Genomic DNA, 20,885 nt, shown 5'->3' with positions numbered 1-20,885 from the left:
TGTCTGCAGCCATGACTTTTCATATCTCCTATCCCGCCGAGCTGCCGGTTTCCGAGCGCCGCGAGGACCTGATGGCCGCAATCGCCGCCAACCAGGTGACCATCATCGCCGGCGAGACCGGCTCCGGTAAGACCACACAGATCCCCAAGATGTGCCTGGAACTGGGACTGGGCGAGAAAGGCCTCATCGGGCACACCCAGCCGCGCCGGCTGGCAGCCCGGACGGTGGCGGAGCGCATTGCGGAGGAGCTCGGCGTCGAGATCGGCCAGGAAGTAGGTTTCCAGGTCCGTTTCACGGGCGAGGTCAGCAAGGCGACCAAGGTCAAACTCATGACCGACGGCATCCTGCTCGCCGAGATCCAGCGGGACAAACTGCTGCGCAAGTACAGCACCATCATCATTGACGAGGCGCATGAACGCAGCCTCAACATCGACTTCATCCTGGGCTACCTCAAGCGGATCCTCCCCCAGCGCCCGGACCTGAAGGTCATCATCACCTCGGCCACCATTGATCCCGAACGGTTCGCCAAGCACTTCGGCACCCCGGAGGACCCGGCCCCCATTGTGGAGGTGTCAGGACGGACCTACCCGGTGGAAATCCGCTACCGCCCCCTCTCGCAGCCGAAAGCGGACGAAGAAGACGCCTCGGACGACGAACTTGAGGAAGACCGGGATCCGCTGGACGCCGTCTGCGATGCCGTGGATGAACTTGCCGCCGAGGCCCCGGGGGACATCCTGGTATTTTTCTCCGGCGAGCGCGAAATCCGGGACGCTGCGGAAGCATTGCAGGCCCGCATCCAGTCCAACCGCAGGCTGGCCAACACCGAGATCCTTCCCCTGTTTGCGCGCTTGAGCCTGCAGGAGCAGCACAAGGTGTTCCATCCCGGCAGCAAGCGACGGATCGTGCTGGCCACCAACGTGGCGGAAACGTCGCTGACGGTTCCGGGCATCAAATACGTCATCGATACCGGCACCGCCCGCATTTCCCGGTATTCGCACCGCACCAAGGTCCAGCGCCTGCCCATCGAGCGCGTCTCGCAGGCATCGGCCAACCAGCGTTCGGGCCGCTGCGGCCGCGTGTCCGACGGCATCGCCATCCGGCTGTATTCGGAGGAAGACTTCGAATCCCGGCCCCGGTTCACCGACCCGGAGATCCTGCGGACCAACCTCGCCGCCGTCATCCTCCAGATGACTGCCATGGGCGTTGCAAGGGGGCCCAAGGATGTGGAGGACTTCCCCTTCGTCGAACCGCCGGAAACCCGCGCCATCAACGACGGTGTCACCCTCCTTCGCGAACTTGGCGCCCTGGCTCCCCCGCGCGCCCAAGGTACCGGTGCCAAGCCGGAAGCAGCCGGGGGCAGGGGCGGGCCCCAGGGCGGCGGCCTCACCGCCGTCGGGCAGAAACTCGCCCAGCTGCCCGTGGATCCGCGCCTGGGCCGCATGATCGTCGAAGCGGGAAAACGCGGCTGCGTCCGCGAGGTCATGGTGCTGGCGGCCGCGCTCACCATCCAGGACCCGCGCGAACGGCCCACCGACAAGCAGCAACTTGCCGCGGAAAAGCACAACCGCTTCCGGGACGAAAACTCCGACTTCACCGGCTACCTCAACCTCTGGAACTACCTGCAGGAGAAGCAGCAGGAGCTGTCATCATCGGCCTTCCGCCGGCTGTGCCGCGCGGAGTTTATCAACTACCTGCGGGTGCGGGAATGGCAGGACCTCTTCACCCAGCTGCGCCAGCTCGCCCGTCCGCTGGGGATCACGCTGGACAACAAGCGCCTGGCGGATCCCGTGGGCAACCATGACGGCATCCATATCAGCCTGCTCTCCGGACTCCTGAGCCACATCGGCATCCTGGACGAGCGCAAGCGCGAATACGCCGGCGCCCGGGGCAGCCGCTTCGCGATCTTCCCCGGATCGGCCCTGTTCAAGAAGTCCCCCACCTTTGTCATGGCAGCCGAGCTGGTGGAGACCAGCCGGCTTTGGGCCAGGGTGGCCGCCAAATTCGATCCGGTATGGGCTGAACAGGTGGCCCCGGACCTGGTGAAGCGCAGCTACAGCGAACCCCACTGGTCCACCAAGCAGGGTGCCGTCATGGCCTACGAGAAGGTCACCCTCTACGGCGTTCCGATCATCGCCCAGCGGCGGATCAACTACGGCCGGGTGGATCCGGTGGTTGCCCGTGAGCTGTTCATCCGGCATGCCCTGGTGGAAGGCGACTGGCGCACCCACCACAAGTTCTTCCACCGCAACCGGGCGCTCCTGCACGAGGTGGAGGAACTTGAGGCCCGCATGCGCCGCCGCGACCTGCTGGTGGATGACGAAACCCTGTTCGAGTTCTACGACGCCAGGATCGGCCCGGACGTGGTCTCCGAGCGGCACTTCGACAAGTGGTGGAAGGATGCCCGCCGGGAGAACCCGGACCTCCTGGATTACGACAAGTCGCTGCTCCTCAGCGATGACGCCGACGACCTGGACGTCTCCGCCTACCCGAAGACCTGGCTGCACAAGGGCTTCGAGCTTCCGCTGACGTACGAATTCCATCCGGTGGCACCGGGTTCTGCCCCCGACCCGTCCGACGGCGTCACTGCCGAAGTACCGGTCCTGTTCCTGAACCAGCTCGACGACGCCCCGTTCCGGTGGCTGATCCCCGGCCAGCGGGTGGAGCTGGTGACGGCCCTGATCAAGTCGCTGCCCAAGCAGATCCGGAAGAACTTTGTCCCGGCCCCCGATGTCGCCCGGCAGGCAGTTGCCGTCCTCGAGTCCGACTTCGATCCCGCCACCGACGATCTGGAGCCCTCGCTGGAGCTTGCGCTGCGGCGGATCCGCGGCGCGGTCATCCCGGCCGGCTCCTGGAACTGGGACGCGGTCCCCCCGCACCTGCGCGTCAGTTTCAAAGTGGTGGACAGCAAGGGCAAGGTCCTGGGCGAGGGCAAGGACCTCACCGGGCTCCAGGAGCAGCTGGCCCCCGCCACCCGGCGGGCCATTGCCGAATCGCTTGGCGCCACCCCGGCCTCCACTGCGCCCGGTGCCGCCCCTAACGGGCAGCGCCGGAACGGGAAGGCGTCCGACGGCGGGCCACCGGCCCGTCAGCAGGGCGCCGGGGTGCCGGGAGCCCCGGCCACGGCAGGGTTCGTGGAGCAGGAAGGCCTGACCGAATGGACCTTCGGCACCATCGAGCGCCAGGTGAGCAGCATGGTCAAGGGCCATACAGTTACCGGCTATCCGGCCCTGGTGGACCAGGGCAAGTCGGTGGCCCTGCGCGTGTTCCAGACGGCAGAGGAACAGCTCGACGCCATGCGCGGCGGGGTGATCCGGCTGCTGGCACTGCGCGTTCCGGCGCCGGACCGCTACGTCCTGGAGCACCTGAGCAACACCGAGAAACTCACCTTCAGCCAGAACCCGCACGGCTCGGTGTCGGCCCTGATCGCCGACTGTGCACTGGCGGCCATCGACAAGCTCACGCCACCGGAACTGCCCTGGGACCGCCAGGCCTTTGACGCCCTGTATGAGCTAGTGCGCGCTGAACTGATTGACACCGTCTTCACCGTCACCGCCGTCGTCGAGCGCATCCTGGCCAGCACCCGGCGGATCGAAAAGCAGCTCAAGGGCACCACCAGCCTGGCCCTGATCAGTGCGCTGAACGACGTCAAGAGCCAGCTGGAGCAACTGGTGTATCCGGGTTTTGTGGCACGCACGGGCTACGCCCAGCTCAGCCAGCTCCCGCGGTATCTTGCGGCCATCGAGAAGCGGCTGGAGCGCCTGCCCGGGAACGTGCAGCGGGATGCCCTGAACATGGCAGTGGTGCAGCGGCTCGAGGACGACTACGACGACGCCGTGTCGGCGCTGCTGCCGGGACGGCGTGCCGGACGGGAGTTAACCCAGGTGCGCTGGATGATCGAGGAGCTCCGGGTGAGCCTCTTCGCCGTCGAACTCGGAACTGCCTACTCCGTGTCGGAGAAGCGCATCCGGGCCGTGCTCAACAAGGCACTTGCGCCAGCCTGAACACCTTCGGCTGCTCCGCGCGTCCTGCGTGCCCGGCCGGCAAGGACCGGTCACGCAGCGGAGAGCCGGATGTCAGGCCGCGGGTACGAACTCCCCGTAGCCGGCCGTCCGGAGGCCCTCGCGGAGCTTTTCGGCGTTGGCGTCCAGCACCGCGGGGTCCGGGTTCTGGTCCGCTGAGCCGAAGTCGAAGTCGGCCATGCTTTGCGACGGCCACACGTGCACATGCAGGTGGTTGACCTCGTAGCCGGCCACGATCAGCCCGGCCCGCCGGGCGCCGAAGATGTCCACCTGGACCGCACCGATCCGCCGTGCCACTTCCATGACCCTGGCCAGGGTCTCCGGCGTGGCGTCAGTCCACCGGTCCACTTCTTCGGTGGGGACCACCAGGGTGTGGCCGTCGGCAAGCGGTCCGGTGGTAAGGAACGCCGCGACGTCGTCCTCGCGCCAGACGAACCGGCCGGGAATCTCGCCCTTCAGGATCTTTGTGAACAGGGTGCTCATGCGTCTGCCTCCTCGGCTGCTGCCTGCAGCGTGCTGGTGTCCAGCACGAACCGGTACTTTACGTCTCCAGCGACCATCCGGTCGTAGGCTTCATTCAGCTGTCCGGCGGCCACCATCTCGATATCGGCAACCACGCCGTGCTCAGCGCAGAAGTCGAGCATCTCCTGCGTTTCGGCAATGCTGCCGATCAGTGAGCCTGCATAGGCGATCCTGCGGCGGATCAGGGCACCCGGATTGACCGGCGGCATGGCCTCGGAGGGAAGCCCCAGCTGGAACAGTGCGCCGTCCACGCGCAGGGTGCGGAAGAAGGGGTTCAGGTCGTGCGGGGCCGCCACGGTGTCGATGATGAGGTCGATGGTGCGGTTCGCGGCGGCCATCGAGGCATCGTCGCGGGACAGGACAACCTCATCCGCGCCCAGTTCCAGGGCGGCCGCAACCTTGGATTCGGAGGTGGTGAACACCACCACCTTCGCGCCCATGGCCTTGGCCAGTTTGACGGCCATGTGGCCCAACCCGCCGAGCCCCACGACGCCCACCACGTCGCCTTCCTCGACGTCGAAGTGGCGCAGCGGCGAAAAAGTGGTGACGCCGGCACACAACAGGGGCGCGGCGGCGGCCGGATCCAGCGATTCCGGTACTCGCAGAACGTAGCGTCGGTCCACCACGACGGACGACGAATAACCGCCCTGGGTGATGGCGTCCCCGTTCCGCCGGTCCTTTGCGCCGTAGGTGCCGGTCATCCCGTTTTCGCAGTACTGCTCAAGGCCGTCCAGGCAGCTTTCGCATTCGCGGCAGGAGTCCACCATGCAGCCAACGCCCACGCGGTCGCCCACTGCGAAATCGGTGACGTTCGAACCGGTCCTGCTGACCGTTCCCACGATTTCGTGGCCGGGGACCAGGGGGTATGTCTGGCCGCCCCATTCTCCGCGGGTGGCGTGCACATCGGAGTGGCAGAGCCCGCAGAACTCGATGGCGATTTCCACATCGTCCGGCTTGGGGGCGCGCCTGGTGACCGTCAGCGGCACCAGGCCGCTGGCTCCTGATACGGCGCCGTACGCTGCGGCGCGCACGCCGGCGTCTGCGGCTGCGACTGCGGGGGCCCCGGCGGGTGCGGTTCCGGCGACGGGCGAAATGGGATGGGCAAGGGGCGGTGGTACGGGACGTCCTGGTGTCATAGTGCGACGCTACCCCCGGCTCCGCCGGAGATTCCACCCGGGGACGCACCGTCCCCAGGTTCCGCGCCGGTGGCCACCGGCAGGTCCGGGCGGTTTGACCACTCCGAGAAGGAGCCCGGGTAGAGCGCAGCGGAGAACCCGGCCAGTTCCAGTGCGGCCACCTCATGGGCCGCCGTGACGCCGGAGCCGCAATAGACCGCCACCCGCCGGCCGTCCTGCACGCCCAGGGCTTCGAACCTCCGCCGCAGCTCGGCCGGCGCAAGGAACCGCCCGGCCTGGTCCACGTTCGCAGCGGTGGGGGCGCTGACCGCTCCAGGGATGTGGCCGGCACGGGGGTCCACCGGTTCGATCTCGCCCCGGTACCTCTCCCCCGCCCTCGCGTCGAGCAACAGGCCGCTGTGCGGCCAGGTGGCGGCAGCACCGGCGTCAACCACGGGCATCTGCCCGCTGCCCAGCACAACGTCGCCGGGGACAGGACGGACCGGGCCCGCCTCGAGCGGCAGGCCCGCGGCACGCCAGGCGCCCAGACCGCCGTCGAGCAGGTAGACCTCGCTGACGCCGGCGTCGCGCAGCATCCACCACAGCCTGGCCGCCGCCATGTTCCCGCTGTCATCGTAGGCAACCACGACGTCACCGTTGCGCAGGCCCCACCGGCGGGCCGACTCCTGGAAACGGTCGCGGGACGGCAGCGGGTGCCGCCCCCGGTCAGGAACGGCTGGATCGGCAAGCTCCGTGGCCAGGTCAACGAATACCGCGCCCGGCAGGTGCTCCTCGAGATAGTGGTCCTGGCCATGCGGGTCGCCCAGCACCCACCGCACGTCCAGCAGGACCGTCCGGTGCCCGGCAGCAAGCCTGGCTTCAAGGCCGGGGACGTCAATCAATGGCTTCATGGTGCTCCTTCTGCGGGATCCGGGCCATCTGCTGGCGCAGGCAACGGTCCAACTTTAGACGGGCAGTCCGGCTGCCGCGGGTAGGCTGGTGCGGTGAAGATCGAGGGCAGCACCGGCACTGGCAGCGGCGGAACGGACCGGGACTGGGCGGACCAGGCCATCCGCACCATCACGGCGGAGAACAACCGTTCCGCGGACACCCACCTCTATTCGGTGGCCCTGCCGGAGCACTGGGGCATCCAGCTGTACCTCAAGGACGAGTCCACCCACCGGTCCGGCAGCCTCAAGCACCGGCTGGCCAGGTCGCTGTTCCTGTTCGGCCTGGTCAACGGCTGGATCCGGGAGGACACCACCATCGTCGAGGCCTCCAGCGGAAGCACCGCTGTATCGGAGGCGTACTTCGCCCAGCTGCTGGGGCTGCCCTTCGTCGCTGTCATGGCACGCACCACCAGCCCGGAGAAAATCGCACTGATCGAGAAGTTCGGCGGCTCGTGCCTGCTGGTGGAGAACGCCTCTGACGTCTACGCGGCGGCGGAAGAGGTGGCTGCCACCTGCAACGGGCACTACATGGACCAGTTCACCTATGCGGAGCGGGCCACGGACTGGCGCGGCAACAACAACATCGCCGAATCGATCTTTGGCCAGCTCAGCCTGGAGCCACACCCGGTGCCGGACTGGATCGTGGTGGGGGCCGGCACCGGCGGAACCAGCGCCACGATCGGCCGGTACCTGCGGTATCACAGCCATCCCACCAAGCTGCTGGTGGTGGACCCGGAAAACTCCGCGTTCTACCCCGGCTGGCTTGGGGAAGCAGCCGCGCAACCCACGGGCCTGCCCTCGCGGATCGAAGGCATTGGCCGGGCGCGGATGGAGCCCAGTTTCATTCCCACGGTGATCGACAGGATGGTCCAGGTCCCTGACGCCGCGTCCGTTGCTGCGATGCGCCACCTGCACTCCTTCGCAGGCCTGCACGCCGGCCCGTCCACCGGCACCAACCTGTGGGGCGTCTGGCAGACAATTGCCGGCATGCTGTCGGAGGGACGCCGGGGCAGCATCGTGTCCTTGATGTGCGACGGCGGCGAACGCTATGCGGGCAACTACTGGAACCAGGAGTGGCTGGCTGGCCAGGGGCTGGATCCGGCGCCGTACGAAGCGGTGATTGCGCGCTTCCTGGACACCGGAGAGTGGACCGGCTAGACCTCCACCGACTCGCGCGGTGCCAGGTGCCGGTATTCTGTGCCGTACTTGGCCCCGATCCGCTTGACGTGCCCTTCAACGATTCCCAGGCCGTTGTCGTTGAGCAGCCCGTCGTGGATCTGGAACGCACGCGGCGCCCGCACCCCGATCACGAAGTCCACTACCTCAGCTGACTTGCTCCACGGGGCGTGCAGCGGAACCAGGAGTGTCTGGACCGTGATGCCGTCCGGGATGATGAAGGAGTCCCCCGGGTGGTACACGTTCTGGTCCACCAGGAAGCCGATGTTGGCCACCATGGGTATCTGGGGGTGGATCAGGGCATGCTGGCCACCAAAGCTGCGGATGTCGAAGCCCGCCGCCTGGAACGAGGATCCCGGATCCACCGCGTGGATGCGTTCCGCGGCACCGGCAGCCTCCTGGCGCAGCTGCTGTGCCACGCCCGCGGGAGCGTGGAGCTCAAGGTGCTGGTTGCCCTGGAGGGCGTCCACCACGGCCTTGGTGTCCAAATGGTCAGCGTGTTCGTGCGTCACCAGTACGGCGTGGGCCCCGGACAGCGCCTCCGCTGATTCGGAGAAGGTTCCGGGATCCAGGACCAGGACCCCGCCTTCCTTCTCGAGCCGGACACAGGCATGGGTGTATTTGGTCAGCTTCATAAGCGCCAGCCTAGGGTCCGTTCCGGAACGCTGTCCACGAACGCCGTCCAGGAAGATCCGGCTGGTAATCTTGATGTTTGCCCCCCACGGAAGCGAGTTCGTCCATGCCTACCGGCGTCAAGGCTGATTCCGCCGCCCCGTCCCCGGCTGGAGGCGGCAAGGAACAGCGCGTTACCAAGCAGCGCAAAGCCGTCAGTGCTGCCCTTGACCGGCTGGACGACTTCGTCAGCACCCAGGAGCTCTACCGGATCCTGCAGAACCAGGGCGTGTCGGTGTCGCTTGCCACCGCCTACCGCATCCTGCAGTCACTCGCCGATGAAGGCCTGGTTGACGTGCTGCGCAACGGCGACGGCGAGGCAGTGTACCGGCGCTGCGCGGTGACCGGCCACCATCACCACCTGCTGTGCAGGAACTGCGGAAAGGCCGTGGAGGTGGAAGCCCCCGCCGTGGAGACGTGGGCCGTGCGCACTGCGTCCGAGCATGGGTTCACCGAGGTGGACCACACAGTGGAAATCTTCGGGCTGTGCCCGGACTGCACCGCCCTTAAGGCTGCCGGGAAGCTGTAAGGACCCGCCCGTTGAGGCCACGGGCCTCCCGTACCGAGCCGATGGTACGGCACACCACGTAGATCAGGAACGACAACGTGGTGACATAGGGACTGATGGGGATCCGGCCGCCCAGGGCCAGCAGGATTCCGCCCACCGTGGCCGTCACGGCGAAGACCACGCTGAGCACCACCGCCGCCACCGGCGATGAGGTGACCCGCAGGGCTGCGGCTGCAGGAGTGATGAGCAGGGCGAGGACCAGCAGTGCGCCCACCACCTGGATGGACAGGGCCACGCTGACGCCCAGGACAATCATGAACACAATGCCCAGGCTGCGGACGGGCACTCCCCGCGCCTCGGCGAGTTCCGGGTCAACGCTGGCGAAGTTGAGCGGCCGCCAGACGGCCAGCAGCACGAGCATCACGACGACGGCCGTCCCGGCGAGTGCCTGGAGCTGGACTGTGTCCACGGAAACGATCTGCCCGGTCAGCAGCCCGAACTTGTTCGCCGCGCGGCCTTGGTAAAGCGACAGGAACAGGATGCCGAGTCCCAGCCCGAACGGCATGATGACCCCGATGATGGAGTTCTTGTCCCGTGCGCGCACCCCCATCAAGCCCAGCAGCAGCGCGGCCGCCACCGACCCAACCAGCGAGCCGAAGACCACATCGGCCCCGACCAGGAGCGCAAAAGCGGCGCCTGCAAAGGACAGCTCGGAGATGCCGTGGACAGCGAACGCAAGGTCGCGCTTCATGACGAAAGTGCCCACCAGGCCGCCGAGGAGCCCCAGGATGGCGCCGGCCCAGATGGAGTTCTGTACCAGGACCAACAGTTCGCCGTAGTTGTCGAAATTGAAAATGGCGCCCAGGATACTGTCCGCGTCCATTACGCCACCTCCCCTGCCATCGCGTCCGCCCCGGCATGATGGTGCGTGGTGGCATCGGGCAGGCCGACCACCACGAGCCGGCCGTTGGCGCGGATCACCTCCACATGGCTGCCGTAAAGGTCCGAAAGCACTTCCGTGGTCATTACCTCATCGGGCGCCCCAACCCGGAAACGTCCCCCGGCCAGGTAGAGGACACGGTCCACGTACTCGATGATTGGATTGATTTCGTGGGTCACAAAGACCACAGCACTGTTGTGCTCGCGGCTTTGTTTGCTGATCAGGGCGCTCACTGCCTGCTGGTGGTGCAGGTCCAGCGACAACAGCGGCTCGTCACAGAGCAGGACCTGGGGATCCGTCGCCAGGGCCTGGGCCACCCGGAGCCGTTGCTGCTCGCCGCCGGAGAGCTGGCCCACCGGGACGTTGGCATAGTCGGAGGCACCAACCAGCTCCAGGAGCTGGTCAACCTTTCGGTTTGTCCTGGCCAGTGAGAGCCGGATTCCCCAGCGATGGCCGTCCACTCCCAGCCCCACCAGGTCGCGGGCCCGCATGGGTGTGTCCGGTGCAAAGGATTTCTGTTGGGGTACGTAGCCGATCAGGCTGCTGCCGCGTTCCACGGGCTGCCCGCCAAGCGATGCTTCTCCCGCCTGCAGCTTCTGCAGGCCCAGCAGCACTTTCAGGAAGCTGGTCTTGCCACTGCCGTTGGGACCCAGCACGGCGAAGAACTCACCGGGCCTGATGTCCAGGTCAAGGCCCTCCCAGAGCGTGCGCTGGCCGAACCTGAGGCACGCCCCTTTAAGGCTGACGACCGATTTCACCTGTTTGTCTCCAAAACCTTGCTGATGTTGTTCACATTGTCCGTCATCCACTGCAGGTAGGTCTTGCCTTCGGGCAGGGTCTCGGTGAAGTCCACCACAGGCACGCCCGCGGTTTCAGCCGCCTTCTTCAACGCTTCGGTCTGGGGCCCTTCCGTCTGGGCGTTGTAAGCCAGCAGGCGGACGGCTTTGGACCCGACCAGGTCCGTGGCTTCCTTCAGGACGGCAGGAGGAACATCGGCGCCCTCTTCAATTGCGGCCGTGTACTGCTCAGGCGTCGCGTTCGCCAGCCCGGCATCTTCGAGCAGGTACAGCGGCACCGGCTCCGTGACTGCCACCCGGCCCCCACCCCCGGCGGCTTTCAACGCGTCCAACTGGCTGTGCAGAGACGCCAGGGAGGACTTAAGGGATTCGGCGTTGGCGGAAAACGTGGCCGCAGAGCCGGGGTCCAAGGCGGCAAGCTTGTCCGCTATGCCGTCAGTTATCCGCTCCATCGCAGGCAGGCTGTACCAGACGTGCTCGTTGAGGCCGCCGTGGTCATGACCGTCGTGCCCGCCTGCCGCGTCCGGGGTTGGCGATGGCGCTCCACTGGCAGCTTCTTCCGGATGGGCAAGGCCGGAACCCTCGACGGCGGTCAGCACCGAAGCGCTGTCGAGCTTGCTGCTCTCCACCAGGGTGTGGATGAAGTCGTCGTAGCCGCCACCGTTTTCGATGACGAGCTGGGCCTTGGACACAGCCAGCCGGTCCTGGGCGGTCGCCTCGTAGGAGTGCGGATCCTGCCCGGCGTTATTGATGATGGCCGTCACCTTGACCTTGTCCCCGCCGATCGTGCGGGCAATGTCCCCGTAGACGTTTGTTGAGGCCACGACGTTGATCCCCTGTGCCTGGCCCGCGGTTTGGGACGGCTGGGGGCTGCAGGCACTGAGCAGGAGGCCGACTCCTGCGAGGGCGGCAAGGAAGGAGCTGGCAGCGGCTGGACGGCGCACGGAAAACCTCAGTTCACACAGGATGGGGAGGACAACACTGCCCAGCCTATACCTAAATGCGAATGATTCCTATTTAGATGGGCGCGCTGCTTCGCAGGGCCCGCCCCTGACGCGCCCCTGCGGGCAGCAGGGGCGCGACGGGGTCTCAGCTGCCGTTTGGCTGGCCCAGCCTGCGGATTCCGGTGGCCTGCGTTGCGTCCCTGATTTCGCCGACCAGCTGTTCGATGACGTCCTCAAGGAAGAGCACCCCGCGCGTATTGCCGTCCGGGCCAATCACCCGCGCAAGGTGGGATCCGGTGCGCTGCATGACGGACATGGCCTTTTCGATCTCGTCTCCCAGCGCCAGGTTTGCCAGGGACCGGACCCGGCTTTCGGCGATGGGCAGCTCATAGGCGGACTCCGGTATGGACAGCACGTCCTTTACATGGAGGTAGCCGTAGAGCATGTCGTCCTCGTCCAGCATGGGGAACCGGGAGAAACCAGTACGGCTGACGGCTTTCTCGAACTCCACGGGGGTGGTGGATGCCCCCAGCATGACCAGGTTTCCGATCGGGACCATGATGTCCTCGGCCGTGTGCTCCGAGAACTCGAGCGCACCCGTAATGAGCCCGGCATCATCGTCCACCAAGCCGTGGCGGGTGGACTCCTGGACAATCGACTGCACCTCCTCCAGGGTGAAGGAGGACGTGACCTCGTCCTTGGGCTCGATCCGCATCAGTTTAAGGATGTGGTTGGCCGACCAGTTGAGGACTGAAATCACCGGATGGACCAGCCGCGAGATGAACAGCAGCGGCGGGGCCAGGAACAGTGCTGCCTTGTCCGCCACGGACACCGAGATGTTCTTGGGCACCATCTCGCCGAATGTCACGTGCAGGAAGGTCACCAGCATCAGGGCCACAGCGAAGGCTGCCACGTCAGCCACTTCCGCCGGCAGGCCTACCGTTTCGATGGGGACCGCGAGCAGGTGGTGGATTGCCGGCTCGGCCACCAGCAGGATCAACAGCGAACAGACCGTGATGCCCAGCTGTGCGCATGCCAGCATCAGGGAGACGTTTTCCATGGCACGCAGGGTGGTGTGGGCGCGCTTTGAGCCGGCATCGGCCAGGGGTTCGATCTGGCTGCGGCGCGCGGACATGATGGCGAACTCAGCGGCCACGAAGAAGGCGTTGCCCAGCAGGAGGACACCCAGCCACAGTATTCCGGCCCAGTCACTCATGGCTTGCTCCTGTGGTTGGCATCCTGCGCAGCCGGCTCCGCCGCGGGGTGGAAGCAGATACGGTCGATCCTGCGGCCGTCCATCCGGGTGACGCTGAGTGTCCCGCCGTTGACCGGAACGGTGTCGCCCACGGCCGCAATCCTGCCGAGCTTGCTCATGACATAGCCGCCCACGGTTTCATAGGCTGCTTCGTCCGGAACGCTCAGGCCAGGTATGTGCTCGGACAGCTCATCGGGACGGAGGAGCCCAGGGAAGTACCAGTCACCGGAGGCGCTTTGCAGCAGCCCCGGCCGGACCTTGTCGTGCTCGTCCGCCACCTCGCCCACAATTTCCTCCACCAGGTCTTCCAGGGTGGCAATGCCGGCGGTTCCACCGTATTCATCCAGCACGACGGCCAGCTGCAGGTTTCCCTCCCGGAGCTCGGCCAGCAGGGCATCCAGGTGGATGGTTTCGGGCACGCGCAGCACCTCGGTCATGATGGCGCCCGCTTCGAGGTTCTGCCGGCGTTCCCACGGAACGGCAACGGCCTTCTTGACGTGCACCAGGCCACGGATGTCATCGGCCGAGTCCCCGATGACCGGGAAGCGTGAGTAGCCGGTCCTGCGTGCCGCATCCACGACGTCGGAGACCGGCTGGTCGGCGTCGATCGTCTCCAGCCTGATGCGCGGTGTCATCACGTCCGCCGCTGTCCTCGTGGAGAAGTTCAGGGTGCGGGCAATGAAGTTGGCAGTCCCGGCGTCAAGGGTTCCCATCGCAGCGGACCTGCGGACCAGCGAGGCAAGCTCCGCCGGCGTACGGGCACCTGAAATCTCCTCCTTGGCTTCCAGCCCAAAGACGTGCAGGACCTTGTTGGAAAATCCGTTGAGGACCAGGATGGCCGGTTTGAAGATGGTGGTAAAGACGAGCTGCGGCCCCGCCAGGGCGCGGCCCACGGGAAACGCCAGTGCGATGGCCATGTTTTTCGGCACCAGCTCACCCAGGAGCATGGACAGCAGCGTCGCCACCACCATCGCCAGGATCAGGGAGACGGACTCCACCGCCACGTCGGGAAGTCCGACCGCGCCCAGCGGCGCCTTGAGGAGGCGGCCCACCGAAGGTTCCATGACATAACCGGTGAGCAAAGTGGTCAGCGTGATGCCGAGCTGGCAGCTGGACAGCTGGGTTGACAGTGACTTAAGGCAGGTGAGCAAGGGCACCGCGCCCGTGTCGCCGTCGTCGATTGCGCGCTGCACTGTTGCCTGGTCCAGGGCGATAAGGGAGAATTCGACGGCCACGAAGAACCCGGTGCCGGCGATCAGCAGCAAGCCTGCTGCAAGGAGGAGCCACTCCATTCAGCATCCCGCCCGGAGCGCGGGCTGAGCCGGAAGGGTAGTCGGCCGTGGGGTGGAAAAGCTGTTTCGTCCCGGCGGAGGATGATCGGCGGATACCGACGCCTGGTCCGTGCGGGTAGCGGCAAGCTGGGCCGTGGGCTGGTGATGGGCGCGTTGTCGGGGTTTGCCGGCTCTGGGGGCGGACTGCGCGGCGCTGCTCTTCGAGCTCCGCTGACAGCGCCCAGGCCGGCACCTAGATTTACTGTCCATAAGAATTTCAGTCTACAGGAGCAGCCCCGCGCCGGACGCTGGGCCGGGCGGCCGGAAGTGGCCTGTTGGCCTGCCTGCGCGACCCCCGCACGGGCAGCCGGGCGGCCCCTTGCGGCTGGCCGGCGGCCGCCATATTCGGGCCCTGGTTCGTCACTTCATGATTTGAGTCACCCTTATTGGCAGTTAACACACGATGCTCACTAGACTTGCAAAGGTCCGGGTTCAGAGGACGCAGAGACTGGTTCGAACGTAGTGCTGAAGCACCGGGGGGCCAAAGAGAAATCAAACTCATGGAAGAGGCGTATTTCAAGTGCCAGAGCAGCCAAGCCACCGTCTACCAGAGGAATTTGGCGGAAACGAGTGGCTCGTTGACGAACTGTACGAGCAGTACCAGCAGGATAAAACCGCCGTGGATGCCAAGTGGTGGCCCCTGTTTGAATCCTTCGACTCGGGCAACGGTTCTTCTTCCAATGGAAATTCCGCACAGGCCAACCCTCCCACCCGGGAACTCCCCGTCGTGAAGCAGGCTTCCGCAGCACCGGCACCGTCGCCGGCCGCTGCTGCCCCGGCGCCCGCCGCACCGGCAGCCCCAGCACCCGTTAAGAAGGCCCCTGCCACGGAAGCCCGCGACGGCGGCAAGAAGACAGAGGCCGGCACCGGCTCGCAGCCCATCCCGGCGCAGCTGCCCAAGAACGTCAAGGCACCCACCGCACCCGAGGAAGACGTCGTCTCCGTCCTCCGCGGACCGGCGAAGGCCATCGCCACCAACATGGTCACCAGCCTCCAGGTCCCCACCGCCACCAGCGTCCGTGCCATTCCGGCCAAGCTGCTCATCGACAACCGCGTGGTCATCAACTCAAACCTGGCCCGCGCCCGCGGCGGCAAGGTTTCCTTTACCCACCTCATCGGCTACGCCGTGATCCGCGCCCTGTCCCAGTTCCCCTCCATGAACGTGTACTACGACGAGGTGGATGGCAAGCCTGTTGCAGTCCAGCCGGCGCACGTCAACTTCGGCATCGCCATCGACATGCCCAAGCCCGACGGCACCCGGCTGCTCATGGTCCCGAACATCAAGAAGGCTGAAACCCTCAACTTCGCTGAGTTCTGGCACACGTACGAGGACCTGATCAAGCGGGCCCGCAACGGCAAGCTCACCGCCGAGGACCACCAGGGCACCACCGTGTCCCTGACCAACCCCGGCGGCATCGGCACCGTCCACTCGGTGCCGCGCCTTTCCAAGGGCCAGGCCGCCATCATCGGCGTCGGCGCCCTTGACTACCCCGCAGAGTTCCAGGGCGCCAGCGAAAAGATCATCGCCCAAAACGCCATCAGCAAGGTCCTCACCCTGACCTCGACGTACGACCACCGCGTCATCCAGGGCGCAGGCAGCGGCGAGTTCCTCAAGCTGGTCCACCAGCTGCTGCTGGGCGCGCAGAATTTCTACGACGAGATCTTCGAAGCCCTGCGCATCCCCTACGAGCCCGTCCGCTGGAGCCCGGACCTGCAGGTAGACCCGGCCGACGAGATCAACAAGGTCGCCCGGATCCAGCAGCTGATCCACTCCTTCCGCGTCCGCGGCCACCTCATGGCGGACACCGACCCGCTGGAGTACGTCCAGCGCAAGCACCCGGACCTCGACGTCCTCACCTACGGCCTGACCCTCTGGGACCTGGACCGCGAATGGCCCACCGGCGGCTTCGGCGGCAAGCCGATGCTGAAGTTCCGCGACATCCTGGGCGTCCTGCGCGATGCCTACTGCCGCACCACGGGCATCGAGTACATGCACATCCAGGAGCCTGCCGAGCGCAAGTGGTTCCAGGACCAGCTGGAGCACGCCTACTCCAAGCCCAGCCGCGAGGAACAGCTGCGGATTGTCTCCAAGCTGAACGCCGCCGAGGCCTTTGAGACGTTCCTGCAGACCAAGTTCGTCGGCCAGAAGCGCTTCTCCCTGGAAGGCGGCGAGTCCCTGATCCCGCTGCTTGACGCCATCATGTCCGATGCCGCCGACGACGGCCTGGACGAGGTTGCGATCGGCATGGCCCACCGTGGCCGCCTCAACGTGCTGACGAACATCGCCGGCAAGACCTACGCCCAGGTGTTCCGCGAGTTCGAAGGCACCCAGGATCCGCGCTCTGTGCAGGGCTCCGGTGACGTCAAGTACCACCTGGGGACCGAAGGCACCTTCACCTCCGACAACGGCAAGGAGACCAAGGTCTACCTCGCCGCCAACCCGTCGCACCTGGAAGCCGTGGACTCCGTCCTCGAAGGCATCGTCCGGGCCAAGCAGGACCGGCTGGACCAGGGCGAGTCATTCCCTGTCCTGCCCATTATGGTCCACGGCGACGCGGCCTTCGCCGGCCAGGGCGTGGTGGCGGAGACGCTCAACCTGTCCCAGCTCCGGGGTTACCGCACCGGTGGAACCATCCACATCGTGGTCAACAACCAGGTGGGCTTCACCACCGCCCCGTCGTCGTCGCGCTCGTCCACCTACTCCACGGACGTTGCCAAGATGATCCAGGCGCCCGTGTTCCACGTGAACGGCGACGACCCCGAGGCCGTTGTCCGCATCGGCCAGCTGGCCTATGAGTTCCGGCAGCGCTTCCACAAGGACGTTGTGATCGACATGGTGTGCTACCGCCGCCGGGGCCACAATGAGGGCGATGACCCCTCGATGACCCAGCCGCTGATGTACAACCTCATCGAAGCCAAGCGCTCCGTCCGCAAGCTGTACACCGAGTCACTCATCGGCCGCGGCGACATCACCGAGGAAGAAGCCGAGCAGCTGCTCCGCGACTACCAGGAACGGCTGGAACGGGTCTTTGCCGAGACCCACGCCGCCCAGACCTCGCCTATCCCGATCGTCACCGCCGACTCCGCTGCCGTGTCCGACATCGAACGGCCCAAGGCACAGCAGTCCGATTCCAGCGTCAGCGCACCGGCCTCCACCGCCATCAGCGCCGACACCCTGGCCCGGATCGGCAAGGCACACGTCGAGATCCCCGACGGCTTCACGGTCCACCCCAAGCTCAAGCAGCTTCTGGAGAAGCGCGAACAGATGTCCCGCGAGGGCGGCATCGACTGGGGCTTCGGCGAGATTGCAGCCTTCGGTTCCCTGATCATGGAAGGCGTCCCCGTTCGCCTGGCCGGCCAGGACTCGCGTCGCGGCACCTTCGTGCAGCGCCACGCCGTCTTCCACGACCGTGCCAACGGCAAGGAATGGCTGCCCCTGGGCAACCTCTCCGATGACCAGGCCAAGCTGTGGATCTACGACTCCCTGCTGTCCGAATACGCCGCCATGGGCTTCGAGTACGGCTACTCCGTGGAACGCCCGGACGCCCTTGTCCTGTGGGAGGCCCAGTTCGGTGACTTCGTCAACGGTGCGCAGACCATCATCGACGAATTCATCTCGTCCGCCGAGCAGAAGTGGGGCCAGCGCTCCTCGCTGGTCCTGATGCTCCCGCACGGCTACGAGGGTCAGGGCCCGGACCACTCCTCTGCCAGGATCGAGCGGTTCCTGCAGCTGTGTGCCGAGGACAACATGATCGTGGCCAACCCCACCACGGCGGCCTCGCACTTCCACCTGCTGCGCCGCCAGGCGTACAGCCGCCCGCGCAAGCCGCTGATCATCTTCACGCCCAAGCAGCTCCTGCGCCTGAAGGCCGCCGCGTCGTCCGTTGAGGACTTCACCAACGGCACCTTCCGCCCCGTCATCGGTGACCACGAGCAGCTGCCGGCCACCGCCGTCGAACGTGTGCTCCTGGTGTCCGGCCGCCTGTACTACGATCTCCTGTCCACCCGGCAGAAGACCGGCGACAAGACCACCGCCATCGTCCGCGTGGAGCAGCTCTACCCGCTGCCGCACGCCGAGATCGAAGCGGAACTCGCCAAGTACCCCAACGCCGAAGTGGTGTGGGCCCAGGACGAGCCCGCCAACCAGGGGCCGTGGCCGTTCATGGGATTGCACCTGCCGGAGGCCCTCGACCGCCGCGTCCGCCTGGTGTCCCGGCCGGCATCGGCCTCCACAGCTGCCGGATCCATGAAACGGCACGCTGCGGAGCAGGATGTCCTCCTGAAGCAGGCATTCGCACGGAAGTAAGCAGTAAGGCTGCCCGGCCGGAGTCGAAATACCCGACTCCGGCCGGGCAGTTCTGTTTAATGGATTGACAGCGCCTCCCCGCGCCTCCGCAGCAGCGGCGGCAACGGCGGCAGCGGCCGTAACGAAGTAAACCCGTACCGAAGTAAAGAGGAACGCGTGGAAGACAGGAAGCTGCGGATTGCGGCTGTAGGAGACGAACTGCTGGCCGGACTGGGCGATCCCCGGGCGCTTGGCTGGCTGGGCCGCGTCCTGGCCCGCACTCCCCAGGACGGCATGCTGCTGGAAAGCTATGCCCTCCCCTGCCCGCAGGAAGGTACGGAAGGCCTCGCTGCACGCTGGCTGGACGAAGCCGGGAGGCGGTTCAGCCCGCAGGCGGAGAACCGGCTGGTCATCGGCCTCTCCGGTCGCGACATCGAGTTCGGCCTCTCCACTGCACGGAGCCGGTTGAACCTGGCCAATATCCTGGACTCGGCTTCCCAGAACAGGATCGAAGTATTCGTCGTGGGGCCACCCCCCACCCTGGACCCCGCCCAGAACCGCCGGCTGGACGAACTCAACACTGCCTTCGCGGATGTGACCACGCGCCGCAAGCACCTCTACGTCGACACGTTCTCGCCCCTGCTGAACCACGAACAGTGGCGCCAGGACCTCGCCGCAAACGGTGGAACCCCCGGCCAGGCCGGGTACGGCCTCATGGCCTGGCTGGTACTGCACCGCGGCTGGTTCCAGTGGCTGGGCATGGACGCGCCCCAGTAGCGCCATTCGAGATATATCTTGACCCCGCCACCGGGCGGCGATACGTTGGAGCGACAACGCGATATATCGCCTTCTGGAGGGGACCATGACCGGAGAAAGCTGGACTGTCGCCAGCCCGCAAACCATCGACATCGACGCCGTGACTGCCGTGAAGCTCGGCATGGTCGGGGGCAGGTTTGAGATCATCGAGCACGACGAACCCGCAGTTCGCCTGGAATTCTCCGAGGTCCACGGCGACCCCGTGGCGGTGTCCCTGAACGGCGGCAGGCTGGAAGTCCGGCACCAACTGCACGGCGCGCAGGGCTGGTTCAAAAACCTCATGGAGACCGTCAACCACACCAGCGACAACTCGGCCGTCATTACCGTCCTCGTTCCCCGCGGAGTGGAGGTGGAAGCCGGAACCGTGAGGGGGGAAGGAACCGTCTCAGGTATTTCCGCCCATGTCCGCCTCAATACCGTGTCGGGTTCCGTTACTGCCGACAACACCTCCGGCGAACTGCAGGTCAACACGGTCAGTGGCAGCGTGGCCGTCAGGAACCACCGGGGCGTCCTCACCGCCAAAAGCATCTCCGGTGAGGTCACTGCCTCCGGCCACTTCAGCCATGTACGCACCAACACCGTCAGCGGACACCTCAGCTTCGACCTGCTCGATTACACGCAGGATTTTGGCTCCAACTCCGTCTCGGGAGACCTCACCATCAGCCTGCCGGCTGACGTGGGCATCGACATTGTGGCCAAGTCCGCCGGCGGGGCGGTCATCCTCGACGGCCACCAGTGCCTCCTCACGAACGGCAAAGTGGAGACGATTGCCGGGCCCGATGGGCAACTGATGCTTGTCCGGACCAACTCGGTGTCCGGCAAAACCTCCATCTCGCACGCACCCGCGCCCGTCGACTCCCATGGGGAAGCTGAACGCTGATGCCTCCCGTCTTCGCACACGGTGCGTTGCGCCTCTATCTCCTCTCCCTGCTCGAAAGCGGCCCCAAGCACGGCTACGAGCTCATCAAGGCGCTCAAGGACCGGTTCGGCGGGACTTATTCACCGAGTGCGGGGACCGTCTACCCCAGGCTGGGCAAACTCGAAGAGGACGGCCTGGTGGCCACCGAGCCGGCGGGACGGCGCACCAACTACCGCATCACAGCAGCCGGCCTTGCTGAACTGAACCGGCGCCGGGAGGACCTGGCGGGCGTTGAGAATGACATCGCAGCTTCGGTGCAACGGCTTTCCGGAACCCTCAAGGAGGACATCCGCAGCAGCATGCGGGGGTTCCGCAGCGACCTTGCCGCAGCGGCGGAGGCAGCCCGTGCCGCGGCTGCGTCGGCCACCACCCCGCCGGGAAGCGGCCAGCCGCAGGCGCGCAGGGGGCAGCCGCTCAGGGAGGCAGAACTGCTGCTGCAGGATTTCCGCGACGAGCTTCGCGCGGACCTGCGGCGCCAGGCCACGCACCGGCCCATCAGCCCCGCGACGCTGGAGACCGTGAGGACGGCCCTGGACGAAGCCCGTGCGGCCATCCGTGGCACCCTTCAGCCCTAGCACCCCGCCGTGCCAGCCCTCCCGCAGGTCATCCGCCGTTTCCCGGTTCGCGGGGCGCCAG

16 protein-coding genes are annotated in these 20,885 nt (G+C 66.3%); 7 read left to right on the top strand and 9 right to left on the bottom strand.

Going from position 1 to position 20,885, the window contains the following annotated elements; all coding sequences use genetic code 11:
* Nucleotides 1-11 precede the first annotated feature (11 nt).
* Nucleotides 12-4,001 (top strand): ATP-dependent RNA helicase HrpA, encoded by a 3,990-nt coding sequence (hrpA, locus tag ACWRN3_RS05935; protein WP_324642316.1) that lies wholly within the window; start codon nt 12-14, stop codon nt 3,999-4,001.
* 72 nt (nt 4,002-4,073) lie between these two features.
* Here the strand turns inward: hrpA and ACWRN3_RS05930 are convergent, their stop codons facing one another.
* The 3 genes from ACWRN3_RS05930 to ACWRN3_RS05920 are packed head-to-tail and all read right to left on the bottom strand — an operon-like array spanning nt 4,074 to nt 6,567.
* Entirely contained in the window at nt 4,074-4,502 is a 429-nt protein-coding gene (locus ACWRN3_RS05930) for an HIT family protein (RefSeq protein WP_324642317.1), read from the bottom strand.
* A complete protein-coding gene (locus ACWRN3_RS05925; protein ID WP_476740111.1) occupies nt 4,499-5,677 on the bottom strand; it encodes an NAD(P)-dependent alcohol dehydrogenase in 1,179 nt (392 codons plus the stop codon). The genes ACWRN3_RS05930 and ACWRN3_RS05925 overlap by 4 nt, the downstream gene beginning before the upstream one ends.
* Entirely contained in the window at nt 5,674-6,567 is an 894-nt protein-coding gene (locus ACWRN3_RS05920) for a sulfurtransferase (protein WP_324642319.1), read from the bottom strand. Before ACWRN3_RS05920 ends, ACWRN3_RS05925 begins: the two co-directional genes overlap by 4 nt.
* 93 nt (nt 6,568-6,660) lie before the next feature.
* On the opposite strand from ACWRN3_RS05920, the gene ACWRN3_RS05915 reads away from it, so the two are divergent.
* Nucleotides 6,661-7,764, top strand: a complete 1,104-nt coding sequence (locus ACWRN3_RS05915) for a PLP-dependent cysteine synthase family protein (RefSeq protein ID WP_476740110.1) — start codon at nt 6,661-6,663, stop codon at nt 7,762-7,764.
* Here ACWRN3_RS05915 and ACWRN3_RS05910 read toward each other — a convergent pair.
* Nucleotides 7,761-8,417, bottom strand: coding sequence for an MBL fold metallo-hydrolase (locus ACWRN3_RS05910; protein WP_476740109.1), 657 nt, complete (start codon nt 8,415-8,417; stop codon nt 7,761-7,763). The two genes, ACWRN3_RS05915 and ACWRN3_RS05910, sit on opposite strands and share 4 nt — an antisense overlap.
* Before the next feature lie 104 nt (nt 8,418-8,521).
* On the opposite strand from ACWRN3_RS05910, the gene ACWRN3_RS05905 reads away from it, so the two are divergent.
* A complete protein-coding gene (locus ACWRN3_RS05905) occupies nt 8,522-8,983 on the top strand; it encodes a Fur family transcriptional regulator (RefSeq protein ID WP_159631620.1) in 462 nt (153 codons plus the stop codon).
* On the opposite strand, the gene ACWRN3_RS05900 is transcribed toward ACWRN3_RS05905, so the two are convergent.
* The 5 genes from ACWRN3_RS05900 to ACWRN3_RS05880 all read right to left on the bottom strand — a co-directional run bounded on the left by ACWRN3_RS05900 (nt 8,961) and on the right by ACWRN3_RS05880 (nt 14,190).
* Nucleotides 8,961-9,845 carry a metal ABC transporter permease gene (locus ACWRN3_RS05900; protein WP_255172605.1) on the bottom strand — a complete coding sequence of 295 codons (885 nt, stop codon included), beginning with the start codon at nt 9,843-9,845 and terminating at the stop codon, nt 8,961-8,963. The two genes, ACWRN3_RS05905 and ACWRN3_RS05900, sit on opposite strands and share 23 nt — an antisense overlap.
* A complete protein-coding gene (locus ACWRN3_RS05895) occupies nt 9,845-10,660 on the bottom strand; it encodes a metal ABC transporter ATP-binding protein (RefSeq protein WP_476740108.1) in 816 nt (271 codons plus the stop codon). The genes ACWRN3_RS05900 and ACWRN3_RS05895 overlap by 1 nt, the downstream gene beginning before the upstream one ends.
* Nucleotides 10,657-11,643 carry a metal ABC transporter solute-binding protein, Zn/Mn family gene (locus ACWRN3_RS05890; protein WP_476740107.1) on the bottom strand — a complete coding sequence of 329 codons (987 nt, stop codon included), beginning with the start codon at nt 11,641-11,643 and terminating at the stop codon, nt 10,657-10,659. The genes ACWRN3_RS05895 and ACWRN3_RS05890 overlap by 4 nt, the downstream gene beginning before the upstream one ends.
* A gap of 145 nt (nt 11,644-11,788) precedes the next feature.
* On the bottom strand, nt 11,789-12,859 hold the full coding sequence (locus ACWRN3_RS05885; protein ID WP_476740106.1) for a hemolysin family protein: 1,071 nt from the start codon (nt 12,857-12,859) through the stop codon (nt 11,789-11,791).
* Nucleotides 12,856-14,190, bottom strand: a complete 1,335-nt coding sequence (locus ACWRN3_RS05880; RefSeq protein WP_324642325.1) for a hemolysin family protein — start codon at nt 14,188-14,190, stop codon at nt 12,856-12,858. Before ACWRN3_RS05880 ends, ACWRN3_RS05885 begins: the two co-directional genes overlap by 4 nt.
* A gap of 559 nt (nt 14,191-14,749) precedes the next feature.
* Between ACWRN3_RS05880 and ACWRN3_RS05875 the strand changes: the two genes are divergently transcribed.
* The 4 genes from ACWRN3_RS05875 to ACWRN3_RS05860 all read left to right on the top strand — a co-directional run bounded on the left by ACWRN3_RS05875 (nt 14,750) and on the right by ACWRN3_RS05860 (nt 20,824).
* Nucleotides 14,750-18,535: a multifunctional oxoglutarate decarboxylase/oxoglutarate dehydrogenase thiamine pyrophosphate-binding subunit/dihydrolipoyllysine-residue succinyltransferase subunit gene (locus ACWRN3_RS05875; RefSeq protein ID WP_476740105.1), complete on the top strand. Its 3,786-nt coding sequence runs from the start codon at nt 14,750-14,752 to the stop codon at nt 18,533-18,535.
* Between the two features lie 156 nt (nt 18,536-18,691).
* Complete coding sequence (locus ACWRN3_RS05870) at nt 18,692-19,291, top strand: GDSL-type esterase/lipase family protein (RefSeq protein WP_141160025.1); 600 nt, start codon at nt 18,692-18,694, stop codon at nt 19,289-19,291.
* Nucleotides 19,292-19,376: 85 nt separating this feature from the next.
* Complete coding sequence (locus ACWRN3_RS05865; protein WP_476740104.1) at nt 19,377-20,210, top strand: DUF4097 family beta strand repeat-containing protein; 834 nt, start codon at nt 19,377-19,379, stop codon at nt 20,208-20,210.
* The gene (locus ACWRN3_RS05860; protein ID WP_324642328.1) at nt 20,210-20,824 is read left to right on the top strand and encodes a PadR family transcriptional regulator; all 615 of its coding nucleotides are present in this window, start codon (nt 20,210-20,212) and stop codon (nt 20,822-20,824) included. The genes ACWRN3_RS05865 and ACWRN3_RS05860 overlap by 1 nt, the downstream gene beginning before the upstream one ends.
* The last annotated feature ends 61 nt before the right edge of the window (nt 20,825-20,885 follow it).

This window comes from Pseudarthrobacter sp. rb, assembly GCF_056389225.1.
Note: the sequence above shows the minus strand (reverse complement) of the source record. Positions and strands in the feature narration are given on the sequence as shown.

Bases quoted from the DNA above. Each gene is read 5' to 3' on its own strand.
- hrpA (WP_324642316.1), top strand. From the start codon at position 12: ATGACTTTTCATATCTCCTATCCCGCCGAGCTGCCGGTTTCCGAGCGC.
- ACWRN3_RS05930 (WP_324642317.1), bottom strand. From the start codon at position 4,502: ATGAGCACCCTGTTCACAAAGATCCTGAAGGGCGAGATTCCCGGCCGG.
- ACWRN3_RS05925 (WP_476740111.1), bottom strand. From the start codon at position 5,677: ATGACACCAGGACGTCCCGTACCACCGCCCCTTGCCCATCCCATTTCG.
- ACWRN3_RS05920 (WP_324642319.1), bottom strand. From the start codon at position 6,567: ATGAAGCCATTGATTGACGTCCCCGGCCTTGAAGCCAGGCTTGCTGCC.
- ACWRN3_RS05910 (WP_476740109.1), bottom strand. From the start codon at position 8,417: ATGAAGCTGACCAAATACACCCATGCCTGTGTCCGGCTCGAGAAGGAA.
- ACWRN3_RS05905 (WP_159631620.1), top strand. From the start codon at position 8,522: ATGCCTACCGGCGTCAAGGCTGATTCCGCCGCCCCGTCCCCGGCTGGA.
- ACWRN3_RS05900 (WP_255172605.1), bottom strand. From the start codon at position 9,845: ATGGACGCGGACAGTATCCTGGGCGCCATTTTCAATTTCGACAACTAC.
- ACWRN3_RS05885 (WP_476740106.1), bottom strand. From the start codon at position 12,859: ATGAGTGACTGGGCCGGAATACTGTGGCTGGGTGTCCTCCTGCTGGGC.
- ACWRN3_RS05880 (WP_324642325.1), bottom strand. From the start codon at position 14,190: ATGGAGTGGCTCCTCCTTGCAGCAGGCTTGCTGCTGATCGCCGGCACC.
- ACWRN3_RS05865 (WP_476740104.1), top strand. From the start codon at position 19,377: ATGACCGGAGAAAGCTGGACTGTCGCCAGCCCGCAAACCATCGACATC.
- ACWRN3_RS05860 (WP_324642328.1), top strand. From the start codon at position 20,210: ATGCCTCCCGTCTTCGCACACGGTGCGTTGCGCCTCTATCTCCTCTCC.